This is a genomic window from Streptomyces sp. NPDC104226 (assembly GCF_055584085.1).
The window spans coordinates 59,093-76,544 of record NZ_JBVJMS010000001.1; the positions used below are offsets into that span (position 1 = coordinate 59,093).

The 17,452-nt window shown below is 73.2% G+C and carries 13 protein-coding genes; 6 read left to right on the forward strand and 7 right to left on the reverse strand.

The features are described 5' to 3' along the window. The first annotated feature begins 413 nt into the window (after window positions 1-413). The 4 genes from ACZ60J_RS00355 to ACZ60J_RS00370 all read left to right on the forward strand — a co-directional run bounded on the left by ACZ60J_RS00355 (window position 414) and on the right by ACZ60J_RS00370 (window position 3,601). Window positions 414-1,319, forward strand: a complete 906-nt coding sequence (locus ACZ60J_RS00355; RefSeq protein ID WP_469677561.1) for a cupin domain-containing protein — start codon at window positions 414-416, stop codon at window positions 1,317-1,319. 23 nt (window positions 1,320-1,342) lie between these two features. After that, window positions 1,343-2,344 (forward strand): hypothetical protein, encoded by a 1,002-nt coding sequence (locus tag ACZ60J_RS00360; RefSeq protein WP_469677563.1) that lies wholly within the window; start codon window positions 1,343-1,345, stop codon window positions 2,342-2,344. Further along, window positions 2,341-3,306, forward strand: coding sequence for an amidohydrolase family protein (locus ACZ60J_RS00365; RefSeq protein ID WP_469677565.1), 966 nt, complete (start codon window positions 2,341-2,343; stop codon window positions 3,304-3,306). Before ACZ60J_RS00360 ends, ACZ60J_RS00365 begins: the two co-directional genes overlap by 4 nt. A gap of 97 nt (window positions 3,307-3,403) precedes the next feature. Further along, on the forward strand, window positions 3,404-3,601 hold the full coding sequence (locus ACZ60J_RS00370) for a hypothetical protein (protein WP_469677567.1): 198 nt from the start codon (window positions 3,404-3,406) through the stop codon (window positions 3,599-3,601). Window positions 3,602-3,738: 137 nt separating this feature from the next. Here the strand turns inward: ACZ60J_RS00370 and ACZ60J_RS00375 are convergent, their stop codons facing one another. The 3 genes from ACZ60J_RS00375 to ACZ60J_RS00385 all read right to left on the reverse strand — a co-directional run bounded on the left by ACZ60J_RS00375 (window position 3,739) and on the right by ACZ60J_RS00385 (window position 8,452). Further along, window positions 3,739-4,950 (reverse strand): lanthionine synthetase LanC family protein, encoded by a 1,212-nt coding sequence (locus ACZ60J_RS00375; RefSeq protein ID WP_469677569.1) that lies wholly within the window; start codon window positions 4,948-4,950, stop codon window positions 3,739-3,741. Next, on the reverse strand, window positions 4,947-8,180 hold the full coding sequence (locus ACZ60J_RS00380; RefSeq protein ID WP_469677571.1) for a lantibiotic dehydratase: 3,234 nt from the start codon (window positions 8,178-8,180) through the stop codon (window positions 4,947-4,949). Before ACZ60J_RS00380 ends, ACZ60J_RS00375 begins: the two co-directional genes overlap by 4 nt. Window positions 8,181-8,278: 98 nt before the next feature. Further along, the gene (locus ACZ60J_RS00385) at window positions 8,279-8,452 is read right to left on the reverse strand and encodes a hypothetical protein (RefSeq protein ID WP_469677573.1); all 174 of its coding nucleotides are present in this window, start codon (window positions 8,450-8,452) and stop codon (window positions 8,279-8,281) included. A 215-nt stretch (window positions 8,453-8,667) separates the two neighbouring features. Here ACZ60J_RS00385 and ACZ60J_RS00390 point away from each other — a divergent pair, with 215 nt between their 5' ends. Both ACZ60J_RS00390 and ACZ60J_RS00395 read left to right on the forward strand, forming a co-directional pair. Beyond that, window positions 8,668-9,456, forward strand: a complete 789-nt coding sequence (locus tag ACZ60J_RS00390; RefSeq protein ID WP_469677574.1) for an SDR family NAD(P)-dependent oxidoreductase — start codon at window positions 8,668-8,670, stop codon at window positions 9,454-9,456. Window positions 9,457-10,254: 798 nt separating this feature from the next. Next, window positions 10,255-12,231, forward strand: a complete 1,977-nt coding sequence (locus ACZ60J_RS00395) for a discoidin domain-containing protein (protein WP_469677576.1) — start codon at window positions 10,255-10,257, stop codon at window positions 12,229-12,231. 4 nt (window positions 12,232-12,235) lie between these two features. Here ACZ60J_RS00395 and pgm read toward each other — a convergent pair whose 3' ends face one another. The 4 genes from pgm to ACZ60J_RS00415 form a co-directional block, all read right to left on the reverse strand. Further along, window positions 12,236-13,882: a phosphoglucomutase (alpha-D-glucose-1,6-bisphosphate-dependent) gene (gene pgm, locus ACZ60J_RS00400; protein ID WP_469677578.1), complete on the reverse strand. Its 1,647-nt coding sequence runs from the start codon at window positions 13,880-13,882 to the stop codon at window positions 12,236-12,238. Window positions 13,883-14,136: 254 nt separating this feature from the next. Further along, entirely contained in the window at window positions 14,137-14,589 is a 453-nt protein-coding gene (locus ACZ60J_RS00405; protein WP_469677579.1) for an SRPBCC family protein, read from the reverse strand. Window positions 14,590-14,669: 80 nt separating this feature from the next. Then, window positions 14,670-16,073 (reverse strand): carotenoid oxygenase family protein, encoded by a 1,404-nt coding sequence (locus ACZ60J_RS00410; RefSeq protein ID WP_469677581.1) that lies wholly within the window; start codon window positions 16,071-16,073, stop codon window positions 14,670-14,672. Between the two features lie 2 nt (window positions 16,074-16,075). Then, complete coding sequence (locus ACZ60J_RS00415; protein ID WP_469677583.1) at window positions 16,076-17,407, reverse strand: MFS transporter; 1,332 nt, start codon at window positions 17,405-17,407, stop codon at window positions 16,076-16,078. Between the last annotated feature and the right edge of the window lie 45 nt (window positions 17,408-17,452).

A 17,452-nucleotide genomic window follows, 5' to 3' on the forward strand; every position in this document is an offset into this window, starting at 1 on the left:
TCATCCGCCTGTTGACCGATCGGATGACGCGGCAGGGGCCAACAAACCGGAGTCTGGACCGTATTCGAGACGGGAGGACCCTGATGCCGCACTACAGGAATGTGGGGTGCTACCCACCGAAACGCCACATCTACTGGGCGGGACCGGAGGGGTCGCCCCTGGTGGAGGAATTGCTGGGTGATGACGGATTCGACGGTGAGTCGTCGCTGCTGTACCACGTGCACGATCCGGCAGGGGTAGAGGGACATGCTCCGTGGGAACCGCCTTCCACTGACACCCGATCCGGTTCGGCGGCTCTGCATTCCGCTCTTCATTTCCCTCGCCGGCCGGCCCCGGCGGACGGTAGGCCGGCCGATGCCGTGCGACACCGCGTCATGTTGGTCGGCGGGGACAGGCTTCGCGTCTGGCGCGCCGTGGCCACGGATCCCTCCCCTCTCTACCGCAATGCCTGCGCCGACGAGTGCGCTTACGTCGAAGCGGGAAGAGCCCGGCTGGACACCGCCATGGGCAGCCTGGAGGTCGGCCCCGGCGACTTCGTCGTCATCCCCGCAGGCGTCGTGCATGCGTGGCACCCCACGACGGACGCGGGGCACGGGCCCATCCCCTCGGCCGACCCGGGACGGCGCACACCCCCTGCGGCGCGGGACACGACGCCGCCTCTGCGCCTGACCCTCTTCGAGGCAGCGGGCCGCATCGGGCCTCCGGCCCGCTACGTGTCCCCCAACGGGCTGCTGCTGGAGGGCAGCCCGTACTGCGAGCGCGATCTGCGGCATCCGGACTCGCCGCGCGTCGTCGACGCGCACCGTGCCGCCGTGCTGACCCGGCACGGCCGCCACGGCACCGCGATCACCTACCGCCACCACCCGTTCGACGTGGTCGGCTGGACCGGGACGCTCTACCCGTACGCCCTCAACGTCGCGGACTGCGAGCCGGTGACCGCCCGCCTGCACGCACCGCCACCGGTCCACCAGATCTTCGCCATGCCCGGCGGAGATCTGCTGTTCTTCACCCCGCGCCTGCTGGAGTACCACCCGCAGGCGGTCAAAGTGCCCTACCAGCACGTCAACCTCGGTGGCGACGAACTGCTCCTGTTCGCGGACGGCGATTTCGGCTCCCGCGCGGAGAGCGGCGTACGCCAAGGGTCGGTGGCCGTGTTCCCGCCGGGCGTTCCCCACGGTCCGCCCCCGGGTCTGGCCGAGGCGACCAGCGGTCACCGTTCGACCTCCGAGTGGACGCTGCTGCTCGACGGACACGAGCGCCTCGAACCCGGCCGCGAGGCCCTGCCCCTGCTGGACCCGGGCTACCCGTTGACCTGGTAGCCCCGCACGACGGGAGCTCTCACATGAGCACGAGCCCGCTGCCCCTCCTCCACACGTGCCACCTCCCCGCCACGGGCGAGGAGCTGCGGTCGGCGACGGCCGAGGTCGACACGTTGATAGGTGATCGCAGACCGCCCGCCTCGGAAGCCGAGTACGCCCGGCTGCGGCAGTTGCTGGTTCCGCTGCACTACGAGCCCGCCGGCCCTCAGGAGCCACCCGCGGTCGACGAGCCGTTCAGCGAGCACGACGCCTTCTTCGGCGTCACCCGGGCGCACGGTCCCTTCGGCCTCTTCCTGCGCAGCCTCCTCGCGGCGGAGATCGACACCGTGTCCGACCTGGCCCGCACGGTTTCCTCCCTCTCCCCCGCTGAACGTGCCGCGCTGGTGGGAGGCGGTTCGGCCCTGCTGTCAGCGGCGCGTGCGCACCGCGGATCGGGCACGCTCGTGGCGCCACCGGAGTCGTCCGCGCCGACCCCGGCCGACCGACGCACCGCGCGGCTCCGCTGGATGTCGGGGCACCGTCTCTTCTTCACCCACCTCCAGGCGATCACCGTGACCAGCAACTGCGCCGTCGCCGCGCGGACGGCCGCCGAGCAGACCGCGTACCTCGAGTACACCGTGCTGTTCTGTGCGAGCACGGCCCTTGCCATGCGGCACGCGGCCGACTTCGCCCCCGAGCTCTACGCCCGCTCCGTACGGCCCATGATGACGCCGCCGCTCGTCAGCCCGGGGTTCAGCGGGCTCCAGACCCGGGACCACCACTATCTCGTGCGCTCCCTCGAGAGCCTGGGCACGCACCTTCGGCCGGAGGTCCTCGCAGGGCAGGCGTACGAGCGCCTCATGGCCGAACTTCAATCTCTCTACGCGGCGCACGTCCACGTGTGCAGCCGCTTCGGCGGTGACACGCATGCGAGTCTGCGGATGGAGGCCAGCAAGGAGGACAGCGGCACGACGGGTGCGGAACGCGCCCAGCAGTACGCGCAGAGGCGGCTGCGCAAGCTGCACCGCAAGCAGCCCGCACGATGACCACGACCGTCACGGACTGGCACGCCCACCTCTGGCCGCGCGCCTACCTCGACTTCCTCGACGCGCACGGCCAGGACTGCCGGCACCAGCGCAGCGTCCGCGCGGGGGACGACAGTTCCGCGATGCTGCGTCTGCGGTTGCAGCAGATGGACGAGAGCGGCATCGACCGCCAGGTCTTCGACGCGGCCGCCCTCTACCCCACGCTCGGCACATCCGGGCAGAACGCCCGGGCAGCCCGGATGGCCAACGAGGCCACGGCCGAAGCGGTCCGTTCGGCTCCCGGCCGGTTCGCGTTCCTGGGCCTGCTGCCGCTCCCTTCGGTAGCGGCGTCGCTGCGCGAGCTGGAGCACCTCGTGAGCGGACTGGGAGCGCGCGGAGTCGTTCTTCCCCCGGCCTTCCAGGGAACGTCCGTCCTTGCCCCCCGGTACCAGGCCCTCTACGCGGCCCTGGACGCCTGCCGGGCAACCGTACTGTTCCACCCCGCCGGAACCGGGGCCGGGCCGTCGGTGTGCGACCCCGCCACGGTCAGGTGGTCGGTGGGGGCGATCGCGGAACAGACCACGGTCGTCCTGGACTGGCTGGCCGCAGGCATGTCCGAGCGGTTTCCGCACATCCTGCCGATCGTCACCAGGGGCGGAGGCGCCTGCTTCCTGCTCGACCCCGCCACCGTGCACCGCATCGCCGGATCCACCCTGCACTTCGACAGCCACGTTCAGGGCAACGCCGCGAGCCTCGCACTGACCGCACACCACACGGGCCCACACCGGCTCTTCCTCGGTACCGACTACCCGCTCGTCCACGGCGCGCGCCTGCACGCTGCCGTCCGGCAGTTCCACACGGTGCTCGACCCACACGGGCAGGGGGGAGGCGGCAATGTGCCGGCGTACGAACTCATCGGCGGACTCATCCGGAAGGGGGACCGAATGGATGACAGGTGGGGCGGCCCGGACGGGGTTCTGTAGTGGGGTCGGTGCACAGCAGATCCAGCCCCCGCCCCCTGGGGTCCGCCACACCACGGTGCGGCACCGACGGACCCCATCGTCCTGGAGGACCTGAACCATGCGCCTCATCCGAACCCTTGCCACCGCCGCCCTGACCGTCAGCGCCCTGGGCATCGCCGGAACCGCGACCATCGCCTCGGCCGCGACCACCAGCAGCGTCAGCAGCACCACGACGGCGTTCCCCCACACCGCCCCCAGCGGCAACCAGGTCCTTGCCTCCACCGTGCAGGGCGGCTGCAGGGGATGCCTCCCGTAGCCTCCGGCGGAACCTCGTCGCGCGGCGGCGGCTGCCCCACCAGGGCAGCCGCCGCCCCTTTGGGCGTCCCCGTGGGTGTCGGAGCCCGGGGCGCAGCCGGCGGTTCGGAGCGGGTCCGCACGGCCGGCAGGACGAGGTCAGGACAGCAGCAACAGACAGTCCCAGGCGGTGCGCGGCGTACGGGAGGGCAGGTCCGCGAAGTCGGCCAGGGCCAGGGCCGCACCCGAGGCTCCCGTCAGGAAGCCGGCGTCCCGGACGAGGGACTCCGGCCGCTCCCCCGCGAGCAGGCGCACGGTCCGTCCGGCGGCGCTTTCGGCCAGTGACGGGCAGCGGCAGCGCACCGCTGCCCGGAGGAGCCCGGCGGCGCCGTGGCACAGGCCCGGCCCCCGGATGTCCCAGGAGCCGGGAGGGCGGCCGGCGAGCGCCCGCAGGACGCCGACCGCCCCGTCCGCGTACCGCTCCTGTCCGGCTGCGGACGCGGCGAGGTCCAGAGCGCGGGCGATGCCCGGTGCGCCGTAGCACCAGGCGTCGCGGCGGCCGCCGGCTGGTCCGTCGGGTGTCCACGGCGGCCAGGAATCGCCCTCCCGGTGATCCAGGAGCCAGTCGGCGGCGACCTCGATGGCGGTCTGCTGGTCCGGTACGGACACGCCTGCGGCCTCGGCCAGGGAGAGCAGGGCCAGCGGGCCGCCGATGCCGTGGGCCATGCCGGTGTCGGCGCTTCCGGCGGGCGCGGCGGACGGGACGCGGGTGGCTGCGGTCACGGTGGACCAGCCCGGCCTTCCGGGCGTCCCGTCGAGGACCATCCGGGTCAGCAGGGTCAGGGCGGCCGTCAGCCCCGGAGCCGCGTCGGCCGCCCGGCCTCCTTCCGACGCGGCGAGCAGGAGGCGCCCGATGCCGCTGAGGCCGCGGACCACGTCGTAGACCGGCGGGGGCAGCGGTGCGCGAGCAGGCCCGTCGCACGGTGGTGCGCCGGCCGCGATCGCCTCGGCGCGGCCGGACAGCCACCGGATCCCGGCCCGTACCGCCTCCTCGGGGATGGCATCCCCGGGGAGGTATCCAGATCCGACGATCAGGGAAGCGGCGAGGCCGCCCGGGCCGCGGAACGCGCCGTCGACGCCGAGGGGTCCCCGGTGGCGCAGGGCGGCCGCGGCCATGTCCCAGTGGGCCCGGGCACGGTCGGCGGCGGCCGGGTCGGCCGTGCTGAGGCGGGCATGGAGCAGGGCGGTGCCGGCGAGTCCGTCGCTGAGGGTGTGGACGCGCTCGGCGGGGAGGCTTCCGGCGATCCCGGCCGGATCGGACAGGGCCGCGGCGATCTCCAGGACGGTCGTGGCGGCGCGTGCGGCGGTCACGGGCGGTGCAGGGCGTCCGCGGCGAGGGACCGCACCAGGCGTTCCGTCGCGGGGTCCGGACCGAGCAGCCGGTTGACGTGGAGGTGGATGACGTCGGAGGCGCAGAGTTCAGGGATGCCGGGGGAAAGCGGCCGGCCCGGCACCGTCGGCGGGCCGCCTTCGGTCGTGCGAGGCGCCGTCAGCGCCGCACGGTAGGCCACCAACGCGGTGTCGCGGGCCTGCCAGGCCTCACGGAGCGCCGTGCCGGGAGCGGTGGATTCGGGCAGGAGGGCCCGCAGGGGGCCGCGGAGGGCTTCGCGGTGGCGGCGTTCCCCTCGGCTCAGCCCGGGCGCCGCGACGGCGCGGGGCGAGCCGTCGGCCAGCAGTCGGGCCACGGACACGGCGCCCGCCGCGGCGAGCGCGATCCGCTGGTCCTCCCGGACGGTGCCCTCCGTGCCGGGGGCGGCCGCGTCGGCGGTGATCACGGCCAGCGCCAGGGCGCTGTCGGCGGTGAACACCGCTTCGGCGGCGGCCAGGCAGGAGGGTCCGCCGTACCGCTCGGTCTCCGGTGCGTACGGTTCCCAGCGGGCCTTGCCCGCCAGCCCGTCGGCCCGGAGGGTCCGTGCCCACTCCTCGGCCACGGACCGCACAGACGTGTCCGGCCGGCCCGGCCGAACGCCGAAGCGGACCCTGAGCTGCGGGCCGAAGCCGGGGGTGGCGTAGCGGATCCAGAAGCAGGGGTCGCAGTCCGCTGGCGCGAGAGCGGCCAGGGCGCCGGCCAGCCGGCGCAGTGCGGAGTCCTGTCGCGGGCCCGCCACCTGCACGGCCAAGGAGAGCCATCGCCGTCCGGCCGTACGGGCCGGGTCCGGGGCCTCGCGGGTCCGGAGCGCACAGCGCGGGTCGAGCCGTACCCGGTCTTCCCCGGCGCCGGCCCGGCGTAGTGGGACCACCACTTCGAGCAGGTGGGCGCCTTCGCTGCCCTGGACGACCGCGGGATCCGCCGCGGCGCCGAGCGGCTCCAGTACGGCCCGTGCCCCGTGCCGGGTCCGGGCGCGCAGGATCTCCCGGTCCCGGGGGTCGTCGAGGTCCAGTGGCAGCAGCCGGTCAGCCTCCTCCACGACCACGTGGCGCGGAGGGAGCGGCCGGGTATCCGTGCGCCAGGCATGCAGTCGGGCGGCGAACTCCTCGGGCCGGTCGGCCGCTTCGGTCAGGGGCAGGGGGAGGGTCCAGCGGGCCGGGGCGAGGATCACGTCCCGGTGGCGGACGCGGGGGGTGGCGGGCAGTTCGGCGTACGGTCCCCAGGACCAGGTCCGCCAGGGGCGGGTGCCGGCCTGGCCGAGGAGCCGCAGCAGCCGGACCTCGACGGGCAGGAGCCCGGGGGCAAGGCGCTGCATGACGACGGGAACGACCTGGCGCCCGTGCCGCGGCGACCAGAGCACGAGCCGCCGTCCGTCGGAGGCGACGTACAGGTCTCCCGGTACCAGGTCGCCCGGCCGTGGCGGGACGCCGACGGCAATGCGCGGCCCGGGGCCGTCCGCGGGCGGGGCGAGTGCAGCCGCGGCGGGGTCCGCGAGCCGGCACACGACGGGGGCGACGAGGGCGTCCGGGGCGTCGGCCGTGGACGGACGCCCCGGGTCCGAGGCGAACGGGTGGCCCGGGCAGTCCTCGACGGAACGAGGCTCCTGGACGGGTGGCTCGGACGGGGTCTGCGGGGTCGCCGGGACATGCAGCGGGTCCCGGGAGGCGTCGATGAGACCGAGCGCGGCGAACCGGGCGGCCGCGGAACCGGCCTGTTGGGATCCCGCGCCGGGACAGACCGCGAGCCGCAACGGCCCGGTGGCGTCGCGGACGACCCGGACGTGGATCTCCGCCGAGCGCGGCGGGGGTTCGGTGCCGGGGGCGGCGAGCCGGTCCACGAGGGCCTCGGTGAGCACGACTTCGTTGTCGGGGCCGTGGTGCACGGCCAGTTCGGCGAGGAGTGCCAGGCGGGCGGGTGCGGGGTCGGTGCTCGCACCCAGCCCGTCGTCGGGATCCGGCGGGCCCAGGCCCGCCGCGGTGTCCAGTACCTCGGCCAGGGGAACCATGCGGTGGGGCCCGTACGCCGCGAGGAACCGCCGGTGGTAGTCGGTCAGCGGGGGCTTGGTGTGCGCCGTCCGCCACAGCACGCCCGCGGCCTCCGCGGCCTCTTCGGCCAGGCGTCGCGGCAGCACGATCTCGGCGTCGGCCCTGGTGTCGGCCACCAGGGGGCGGGCCGGCCGGGCCGGGCCCCGCATCAACTGTCCAGCCCGTTGCAGCAGTTCCAGGCGCCGGGCATCGCCGGGCGGGTGGGCGTCGGCTCGGACCAGCAGTTCCTGCAGCCGGGGCAGGACCCGCCACGCGTCGCCCGGACGCGTGAACGAGGCGAGGAGGGCGAGCGTACGGGCCAGGGTGCCGCCGGCGGTGAGATCGGTCAGAAGGAGGCCGGACCGGATCATCTGGAGGAGCAGGGTCCGTGCGGTGCGGTCGTACGACCGCTCATCGGCGGCGTGTTCGGCCGGTGTGCGTCCGGGCAGGGCGAGCGGCGGGTCGCAGGCGGTGGCGGCACCGTTGAGGATCCCGCGCAGGAGGGCGAGGACCTCGACGGCCGGTCTGCCGTTGGCGCAGACATGGAGCAGCATCCGCGACACCGGGGTGACTCGGACACTGTGGACGCCCGCGCCCCCTCCCGGAGGCGCGCACTCGACTTCGAACCTGCCGTCGACGACGCGGAAGGTGTTGTCCGTGGTCACGATGGCACGGTCGAGAACGTGCGGGTCGTCGAGCATGCGGTGTGCGAAGTCCGCGAGCCACGGACCGCTCGGTGCGGTGACCGCCCGGTGGGCCGTACCCAGGGTCAGCCGTTCCGTACGGGCATCCCCGTGGCCCGCCGGGCCGGGGTCCGCGAAGCGTACGGGGGCGACTGCGCTGAACACACCGCTGGGGGTGGGGCGCGTGCGCGAGCGGATCTCGTAGGACCGCAGGGACCGCTCGCTGCCGGCGTCCCCTCCGCTTACGGCACCCGCTCGTCCCGGCCTCCGGGAGCCGATCGGATCCGGGACGGCGGGCGGAGCGGACGGCGGAACGTACAGGTCAGGGGCGGCCAGGAGGAGGGCCTCTCGCAGTACCTCCCGTGCGCGCTCCGCTCCCCCACCGTCCCCGGGGCGGGCCTCGAAGGGTCTCAGGGGGATGCGGGCCAGCGCTCCCGGCACGGGCTCGAACACGCGTCGTCGCATGGCGTGGTCCTCTTCCTCCGTAGGGCCGGAGCACGCCGGCGAGTTGCGCTGCCGGTGACCGTGAACCGCTGCCGTGCTCCGGTCCCGCCGGGTGGGCCTTACCGGACCTCCTGCCGTCCCCGCCCAGCACCCGGGTCGACACAGCCCGTGGTCACCCATTCGGGGACGGACAGGTCCCGGGTCCCGGCGGCCGCCGTGTCGGCCGTGCGGGGACCCGCCGTGTCGACGCGGGGGTCGAGCCGAAAGGCGTCGGCCAGTTCGTGTGCACTCATCGGATCTCCCTTCGCCTGCCGTTCGGGCAGGCCTGTCGGTGTTCGGCTGCCAGGCTAGGAACAGGCCGTGCGGGACGGTGTCCTCCGTTCGTACGGTGTGCGGGACGAACGGAGGGGACGGGGCACCGCCGATGCCTTGAGTGCTCCGCCACCACGCCCTATCGTCCGACGGTCGGAAGAACTGCTCGGCGGGTGCGACCGGTGGGAGAGCGGACATGGCGCAGGCGAGGCGTGTCGAAGGCGGGGCCGATGCCGGGCTGAACGGGCAGGTGGCCCTGGTCACCGGCGGATCGGCCGGGTTGGGCCTGGCCATCGCGGAGGGGCTGGCCCGCGCCGGATGCACCACCGTGGTGGCCGGCCGGCGACCCGAGCTGTGCCAGGAGGCCGCGGCCTCGATCACGGCCCGCACCGGTGGGGTCGCTCACGGCGCGCCCTGCGACGTGACCGACGAGAAGGCGGTTCACGAGCTCGTGCGGGCCGTCCACGCCGAGCACGGCCGGCTGGACGTCCTGGTCACCAGCGCCGGGATCCAGCCCCGCGGCGATCTCGCCGCCCTGGACGCCGCCACGTTCCGGCACTGCCTCGACGTCAATGTCGTCGGCACCTTCCTGGCCTGCCAGGCAGCCGTCCCGTTGATGCGTGAATCCGGATACGGCCGCATCGTCACGCTGACCAGCGCCCTCGGGCTCGTCGGCGCCGCGGGCAGGGCGGCGTACGCGGCCAGCAAGGGGGCGGTCATCCAGTTCACCCGCAGCCTCGCGGTCGAACTGGCGGGCACCGGCATCTGCGCCAACGCCCTCGCCCCGGGCCCGTTCCGTACGCCGATGACCGCCGGCACGGAGGACCACCCCCGCATACAGGAATTCCTGGCCCACCACATCCCGCTGGGCCGCTGGGCCGACCCCGAGGAACTGGTCGGCGCAGCCCTCCTCCTGGCCGGGCCCGCCGCCTCGTACGTCACCGGCTCGGTTCTCACGGTCGACGGGGGCTGGACCGCGCAGTGAGCCGCGGTCAGATCGTGGAGAGCCCCCACCACGGTGCGGGGTCGACGGCTTAGGCGTAGGGACAGTCCGGGGTGCCGATCCGGCCCCCGCCTCCAGGTCGGACCACTTCTCAGGGCGGCCGCGTAGGTGCCGGGCGCAGTTGTGGCTCGGTCCGGCCCGGGGGCGAATGCGGCTTCCGCGAGACCTGCCGCAGTCAGGAGTCGGGAACAGCGGCGATCCCCACGCCGAATTCGAACCCGAACCCCAGGTCGGGGCCCGGTGTGCAGCCAAGGTCGGGAACGAGTACCCAGCCAGGTTCCACGTCCGTGCCGAAACCGGACCCGGAGGTCGTCAGCGACCCGTCCGGCCCACCCCGCTCACGTGCCACGGCACCTCGATGCCCTTGCCATCGACGGAAAACGCCCACTCTCGATCACCCTTCCACAGGAGCTGCACCGGCACGCGGGGCTGCATGCCGGAACCAGCCTCAAGCCCGAACAAGACGGAACAATGAGACGGGTATGCGGAAGAACCACCCAGTTGGTGATGGTTTGATGACGAAAGCCCTGACGGACAGCCCTGCCGGCCACCGCGAGCAGGGGACACAGGGCCGGGACCTCGGGCGGGAGCCACCCAGACCGATCCCTACAGGCGGCTTGTTGCATGGTTTCCATCAATATTTGCAAAGCCCTGCATCAGTATTGCGTCTGCGTGTTCGCGTCAATACGCTCTCCCGCATCGAGCTCGCGCTGCCGCCGCACCGTTCGCTGACCACCCCCTTCCGGCAGCGGGGTTGACGACCAGCCGGAGGAGATCCACATGGGTGTCACGCGTCGTACGGTCCTGCAGGCCGCCACCGCGGCAGGGGTAGCCGGAGCCGTCGGTGTCGGACCGGGCGCGCTCGTCGGGCAGGCCGTCGCGGCGAGCGCACCCGGCGACGTGGTCGGCAAGGTGACCGTGGGCTACCAGGGCTGGTTCGCCTGCGCCGGGGACGGTGCTCCGATCAACGGCTGGTGGCACTGGTCCCAGAACTGGGGCCAGACCCCGTCGACGTCGAACAAGGCCATCGTGGCCTGGCCCGATGTCCGCGACTACCCGGCGACGTACCGCACCGCCTTCGGCAACCTCGGCAACGGACAGCCGGCTTCACTGTTCTCCTCCTACGACCAGTCGACCGTCGACGTGCACTTCCGCTGGATGAAGCAGTACGGCATCGACACCGCCGCACTGCAGCGGTTCAACCCCACCGGTGGCGAGGGTCCGACCCGCGATGCGATGGCGGGCAAGGTCCGCGCCGCGGCCGAGTCGGCGGGCGTGAAGTTCTACGTGATGTACGACGTCTCCGACTGGACGTCCATGCAGACGGAGATCAAGGCCGACTGGACCGGCAAGATGCGGGCGCACACCGCGTCGTCCGCCTACGCGCGCCAGAACGGCAAGCCGGTCGTGTGCGTCTGGGGCTTCGGCTTCAACGACAACCAGCGCCCGTTCGCCCCGGAGGCCTGCCTGGAGGTTGTCAACTGGTTCAAAGCGCAAGGCTGTTACGTGATCGGCGGGGTGCCGACGTGGTGGCGGACGGGTGACCGGGACTCCCGGCCCGGATTCTCCGGCGTCTACCACGCGTTCGACATGCTCTCGCCGTGGATGGTCGGCCGGATCGGCAACGCAGGGGACGCCGACAACTTCTACAACGTCGCGACCGTGCCCGACCTCGCCGAATGCGCCGCTCACGGCATCGACTACCAGCCGTGCGTCCTGCCCGGCGGGGTGGGTGACCGTCAGCGTGCCCACGGCGACTTCATGTGGCGCCAGTTCTACAACATGGGCCGGGCCGGGGTCCCGAGCGTCTACATCTCGATGTTCGACGAGTACAACGAGGGCAACCAGATCGCCAAGACCGCCGAGTCCCAGGTCTGGGTGCCGACCGGCTCGGGCTTCCTGGCCCTCGACGAGGACGGGACCGCCTGCTCGTCCGACTACTACCTGCGGCTGACCGGTGACGGCGGCCGGATGCTGAAGGGCCAGATCGCCCTCACCGCCGTCCGGCCCACCCCTCCGGTCCTCGGCGGTGACACCGTGCCGCCGACCGCCCCGGGGAACCTGCGCGTCACCGCTCTCACCGACACCACCGTCGCGCTGGCCTGGACGGCCTCCACCGACAACGTGGGCGTGACCGGCTACCGGATCCGCCGGATCATCGACGGTGCCGCCACCCCGGTCGGCACCGCCGCAGGGAACACCACCTCGTTCACCGTGGCCGGGCTCACCGCCTCCACCTCCTACACCTTCGACGTACAGGCACTCGACGCGGCCGGTTCCGTCTCCCCGCCCTCCGGGCAGGTCCTGGCCACGACCGCTGCCGGCGGCTCTCCCACCGTCAACCTCGCCCTGAACCGGCCGACTTCGGAGAGCAGCCACACCCAGGTGTACGGCTCGGGCAACGCGGTGGACGGCAACGCGAACACCTACTGGGAGAGCTCCAACAACGCCTTCCCCCAGTGGCTGCAGGTGGACCTGGGGAGCACGGTCGGTGTGCGCCGCGTCGTCCTCGCCCTGCCCCCGGCCGCGGCCTGGGCCGCCCGCAGCCAGACCGTGGCCGTCCACGGCAGCACCGACGGTGCCTCCTTCGGCCAGCTGCTCGGCGCCACGGCCCGTACCTTCGACCCTTCCACCGGGAACACGGCGACCCTGACCCTGCCCGAGGGTTCGACCACCCGCCACCTGCGACTGGTCTTCACCGCCAACACGGGCTGGCCGGCAGGCCAGGTGGCCGAGCTCGGGGTGTACGGCAGCTGAGGATTCACGCTCGGGCGGAAAGGGCCGCAGCGACCACGGAGCGGGCCGCTTCCTGGACCTCCGCGAGGTGTTCGGGGCCGTCGAACGACTCCGCGTAGATCTTGTACACGTCCTCGGTGCCCGAGGGGCGGGCCGCGAACCAGGCCCGGTCGGTGGTCACCTTGAGCCCGCCGAACGCCGCCCCGTTGCCCGGGGCGTGGGTCACCACGCCGGTGACCGGGTCACCGGCCAGGGTGTCCGCGGCGACCTGCTCCGGGGAGAGCCTGCCGAGGACGGCCTTCTCCTCCCGGGTGGCCGGGGCGTCGATGCGGGCGTAGGCGGGCTCCCCGAAGCGGGCCGTGAGCGAGGCGTACCGCTCGGAGGGGCTCTGCCCGGTCACGGCCTGGATCTCCGAGGCCAGCAGGGCGAGCAGGATGCCGTCCTTGTCGGTGGTCCACACCGAGCCGTCGCGGCGCAGGAACGAGGCCCCGGCGGACTCCTCGCCGCCGAAGCCGAGGGAGCCGTCGGTCAGTCCGTCCACGAACCACTTGAAGCCGACGGGTACTTCGACGAGTGGGCGGCCGAGGTCGGCGGCGACCCGGTCGATCATCCCCGACGACACGAGCGTCTTGCCGATGCCCGCCGCGGCCGGCCAGCCCTCTCGGTGTCGGTAGAGGTAGTCGATCGCGGTGGCGAGGTAGTGGTTGGGGTTCATCAGCCCGCCGTCCGGGGTGACGATGCCGTGCCGGTCGGCGTCCGCGTCGTTGCCCGTGGTGAGGTCGAAGCGGTTCCGGCCCTCAATCAGGGAGGCCATCGCGTACGGGGAGGAGCAGTCCATCCGGATCTTCCCGTCCCAGTCCAGCGTCATGAACCGCCAGGTCGGGTCGGTCAGCGGGTTGACGACGGTCAGGTCGAGGCGGTGCTCCTCCGCGATGCGCCCCCAGTAGCCGACCGAGGCCCCGCCCAGCGGGTCGGCGCCGATGCGGACGCCCGCCGCGCGGACGGCGTCGAGATCGAGCACGGAGGGGAGGTCGCGGACGTAGCTGCCGAGGAAGTCGTACCGGCCGGTGGTGGCGGCCGTGAGGGCCCGCGCGTACGGCAGCCTGCGCACCTCCTTCGAGCCGCCCGTGATGATCTCGTTGGCCCGGTCCTGGATCCAGCCGGTCGCCTCGGAGCCGGCCGGCCCGCCGTGGGGAGGGTTGTACTTGAACCCGCCGTCGCGGGGCGGGTTGTGCGAGGGCGTGACGACCACCCCGTCGGCGAGGGCTACTGTGCGGCCTCGGTTGTGCGTGAGAATGGCGTGCGAGACGGCGGGGGTGGGGGTGTACCCGTCGTCGGTGTCGAGCAACAGCGTCACGCCGTTCGCGGCGAACACCTCGATGGCGGTGACTCTGGCCGGTTCGGACAGTGCGTGCGTGTCAGCGCCGAGGAACAGCGGCCCGTCCACCCCTTGGGCGGCCCGGTACTCGCAGATGGCCTGGCTCGTCGCGGCGATGTGGTCCTCGTTGAATGCCGTGTCGAGGGACGAGCCCCGGTGGCCCGAGGTACCGAACGCGACGCGTTGCGCCGGGTCGGCGGGATCCGGGTGCAGGGCGTAGTACGCGGTGACCAGCCGGGACACGTCGACAAGATCCTCCGCGCGCGCCTGCTGACCCGCTCGCTCGTTCGCCATCCGCTTGCTCCTCCGTACCGGTCGGGACTCCCGCGCGGGGTCCGCGCCACTCCATGGTCGGGCGGGCGCCGCCCGGGACCGGGGCACGACGCCCCTCCCCCACTGCTCCGCCCACCACACGGCCTACCCAGGGGCACCGTACCTAGGCCATCGCGCTTCTCCCGAAGCGCGCGGACGCCCGGGCCGCGAGGAGGTCCGGAGCGTGGACCTGTTCGCGGGCCGGGCGGCCGGGCGGAACCGGGAGTGCGGCCCGGCTACTCCGCGGCCTTCTTCAGTGCCGCGAGCCACGAGACGAGCGAGTCGTCGAGGGCCGCCGCAAGGGCGTCGCGGTCGGCGTCGACGGGTGCGCCGGCCCAGGACTCGCGGGTGCGGACCACGACGGTGTCACCGTCCTGGGTGAACGTCCACTCGTGGATGCCGGTGATGCCGTGGGCGGGGCCGCCCCACAGGATGCGGTGCCGGGTCTCGTCGACGTCGTCGACCTCGTAGACGGTGGAGTCGATGGACAGTCCCGCCGTCGCCCAGTGGAAGGTGGCGCCGGGGGCGACGGGGCCGTCGAGCCGGGCTTCGGTGATGGCCGGCTGCCAGGCGGGCCATGTGCCGATGCCGGTGTGGAGCTCCCAGACGCGCGCCAGGGGGGCGGCGATGCGGACGGTGTGGTCGGCGATCACGGGCGCGTTCTCGTCGATGGTCGTGGGGTGGTTCATGACAGCTCCTTCGGGAAGAGTGCAGGTTCTTCGGGTCGTGGCAAGGGCGGCGGCGGGCCGGCTGGCCGGCCCGCGAGGGGTCAGGGGCGGGCGGGCTCTTCGGTGTCCGGGATCCAGTGGCCGTGGATGCCGGCGGGGACCCGGTGCGGGAGTTCCACGACGGCCACGGTGCTGAGGTCCCGCGCATCCAGCACCATCAGTTCGGAGGAGTCGGTGGTGAGGTCGCTGACGAGGGTGAGCAGGTAGCCGTCGTCCTCCGCGGTGGCGCCTTCGGCCGGGGCGAAGACGGCCTCGCCCGGCATCCGGCCCGCGCCGTGCTCCAGCAGCCGCTCCCGGCCGGTCCGGGAGTCCAACTTGACGGTGTGGTAGCCCGACAGGCCGGCGCCGGGGAAGCCGATCGCGTAGCTGTAGCGGTAGTCGCTGCCGGTGTGGGCGTCGTTGATCGACGGGAACTCCGTGACCAGGCCGCTGAGCGGCTCGGAGGTGACCGTGCCGGTGGCCGGGTCCACGACCCACCGCTGGAACGTGGAACCGGTGGCCGGGCTGCTGCCGAAGCCGGGGGCGCCGACCCACCACTTCCAGGAGCTCTCCCAGGCGGACCGGTCGAATCCGGGTGCTTCGAGGACGATCCGGCCGCGTGCGTCGGTGTAGGCGTTGGACACGTGGAGCAGGACCGCCTGGTCGGGCACCTCGAACCAGCGGGCCGGGCCCCCGGCGCGCGGCATCACGCCCAGGCGCAGCGGGACGTCGTCGTGCCAGCGGTAGGGGATGCCGGAGTGCTCCGCGTGGTCGAAGACGACGGGTGTGTCGATGAAGACGACGTGTTCGCGGGTGATGGCGAAGTCGTGCATGAGGGAGGGGCCGGCTCCTTCGACGACCTGCGAGCGGACGATGGCGCCGGAGGCGTCGGCCACGTAGTAGGTGAGGTGGGGCGGGAAGGGGCCGTATCCGAAGAAGTGGAGCTCGCCGGTGACGGGGTCCTCCTTGGGGTGGGCTGTCATCGCCCCGGTGAGCTTTCCTCCGAAGTCGTGGACGCCGATCGTGTCCAGCTCGGCGCTGACCTCGTAGGGCAGGTTCGCCTCCTGGAGGGCCAGGTAACGGCCGCCGTGGAAGATGATGTTGGTGGCTGCCGCGCTGACGTCGAGCTCGGTACCGGTGAACGGCACGCCCTCCAGGAAGGGGGTGCGCACCCAGCGGTTGCGGTACCACTCGGCGCGGCCGTCCCTGAGGCGGATGCCGTGGATCATGCCCTCGCCGCGGAACCAGTGGCTGGGGGTGATGCCCGGCTTGGGGTTGTGTCCGTTGCGGAAGTAGCGGCCGTTCAGTTCGGGCGGGAGGGTGCCGCGCACCTTCAGGTCGTGGCCGGTGATCTCGTCGGTGACGGGGGCGAAGTGTCCCGCGATGTAGGGCTTGTCGAGGCGCGGCAGTTCGAAGGCGGGCTGGTCAAGGGTCGGCTGGCTGAGAGTCGGCTGGTCGAGGTTCATGGTCATGCCTTTCGTACGGGCTGCGCCCGGAGGGCGGGGAGGAGGGAGAGCAGGGAGATGGCGAGGGCGAGGGCGGCGCAGGCGAGGAACGCCGAGCCGTAGGTGGGGAGCAGGGTCAGGAAGGACAGGCCGACGGCGCCGCCGATCTGCCGGGTGGCGTTGACCAGTCCGCCGGCGAGGCCGTTGTCCGGGGCGGCGACACCCGCCGAGGACAGGGCGGTGAGCCGTACGAAGGCCACTCCCAGGCCGGTTCCGATCAGGAGGGTGGGGCCGAGCAGGTCCACGGGGAAACTGCCGTCGGCCGGTGTCCGTGACAGCCAGGCCAGCCCGGCGGCGAGGACCAGCAGGCCCAGGGGGAGCACCCGCCGGCCGGAGAGCCTGCCGGTGGCCCACGAGGAGAGGCTGGTCATGAGGGCGAGGGGCAGTTGGGTCAGTCCAGCCTCCAGGGGCGAGTACCCGAGCACGCGCTGCTGGTAGAGGGGGAGGAAGTAGAAGAGGCCGAGCCAGACCGCACCGAGGAGGGCCATCAGGACTCCGGGCAGCGCCACCGCCTTCATGCGGGCCGGTACCAGGGGTGCGGGGGCCCGGCGCTGGAGGGCGGCGAACACCCCGAGCAGCGCCAGCCCGGCCAGGGCGACCGGCCAGGGGCCCGACAGGCCGTAGGCGAGGGCGACCAGACCTGCCGTCACCGTGACGGCACCGGGTGCGTCCAGACTGCCGCCGCGCGGCCGGTCGGCCGGTACCAGACGGCGCGTCGCCAGCAGAACCGCCAGGGCGAGGGGTGCCAGGACCGCGAACACCGCACGCCACCCGTACAGCCCGGTGAGCACTCCGCCGAGCAGCACGCCCGCCGCCCCGCCGGCGCCGGAGACGGCTCCCCAGACGCCGAGTGCGGTTCCGCGCGCCCTGCCGCCCGGATGGAGCGTCAGCACCAGGGCGAGGGAGGTGGGAGCCAGCAGGGCGGCGCCGATTCCCTGCACCGCCCGAGAGGCGATCAGTACGGCCGCCGAGGGCGCCAGGGCCGCTCCGAGGGAGGAGACGGCGAACAGGCCGATGCCGGTGAGGAAGACCCGGCGGAGCCCGTACACGTCCCCGGCCCGCCCGCCGACCAGCAGCAGCGCGCCGAAGGAGAGGACGTAGGCGTTGACCGTCCAAGCCTGGCCGGTCTCCGACAGGCCGAGCCCGGTCCGGATCTCCGGGAGGGCGACGTTCACGATCGAGGCGCTCAGGACGACCAGGAACTGGGCGGTGGCCAGGACCGCCAGCGGTGTCCAGCCGGTGGCGGTCCGCGGTGCCGGGCCGGTGCCGGCCGGAAGCAGTGCGGTGCGTTTCATGGCTTGAGCTTCGCCGCCGCGGCGGGTCGCTCGCGTCGGTGGTCA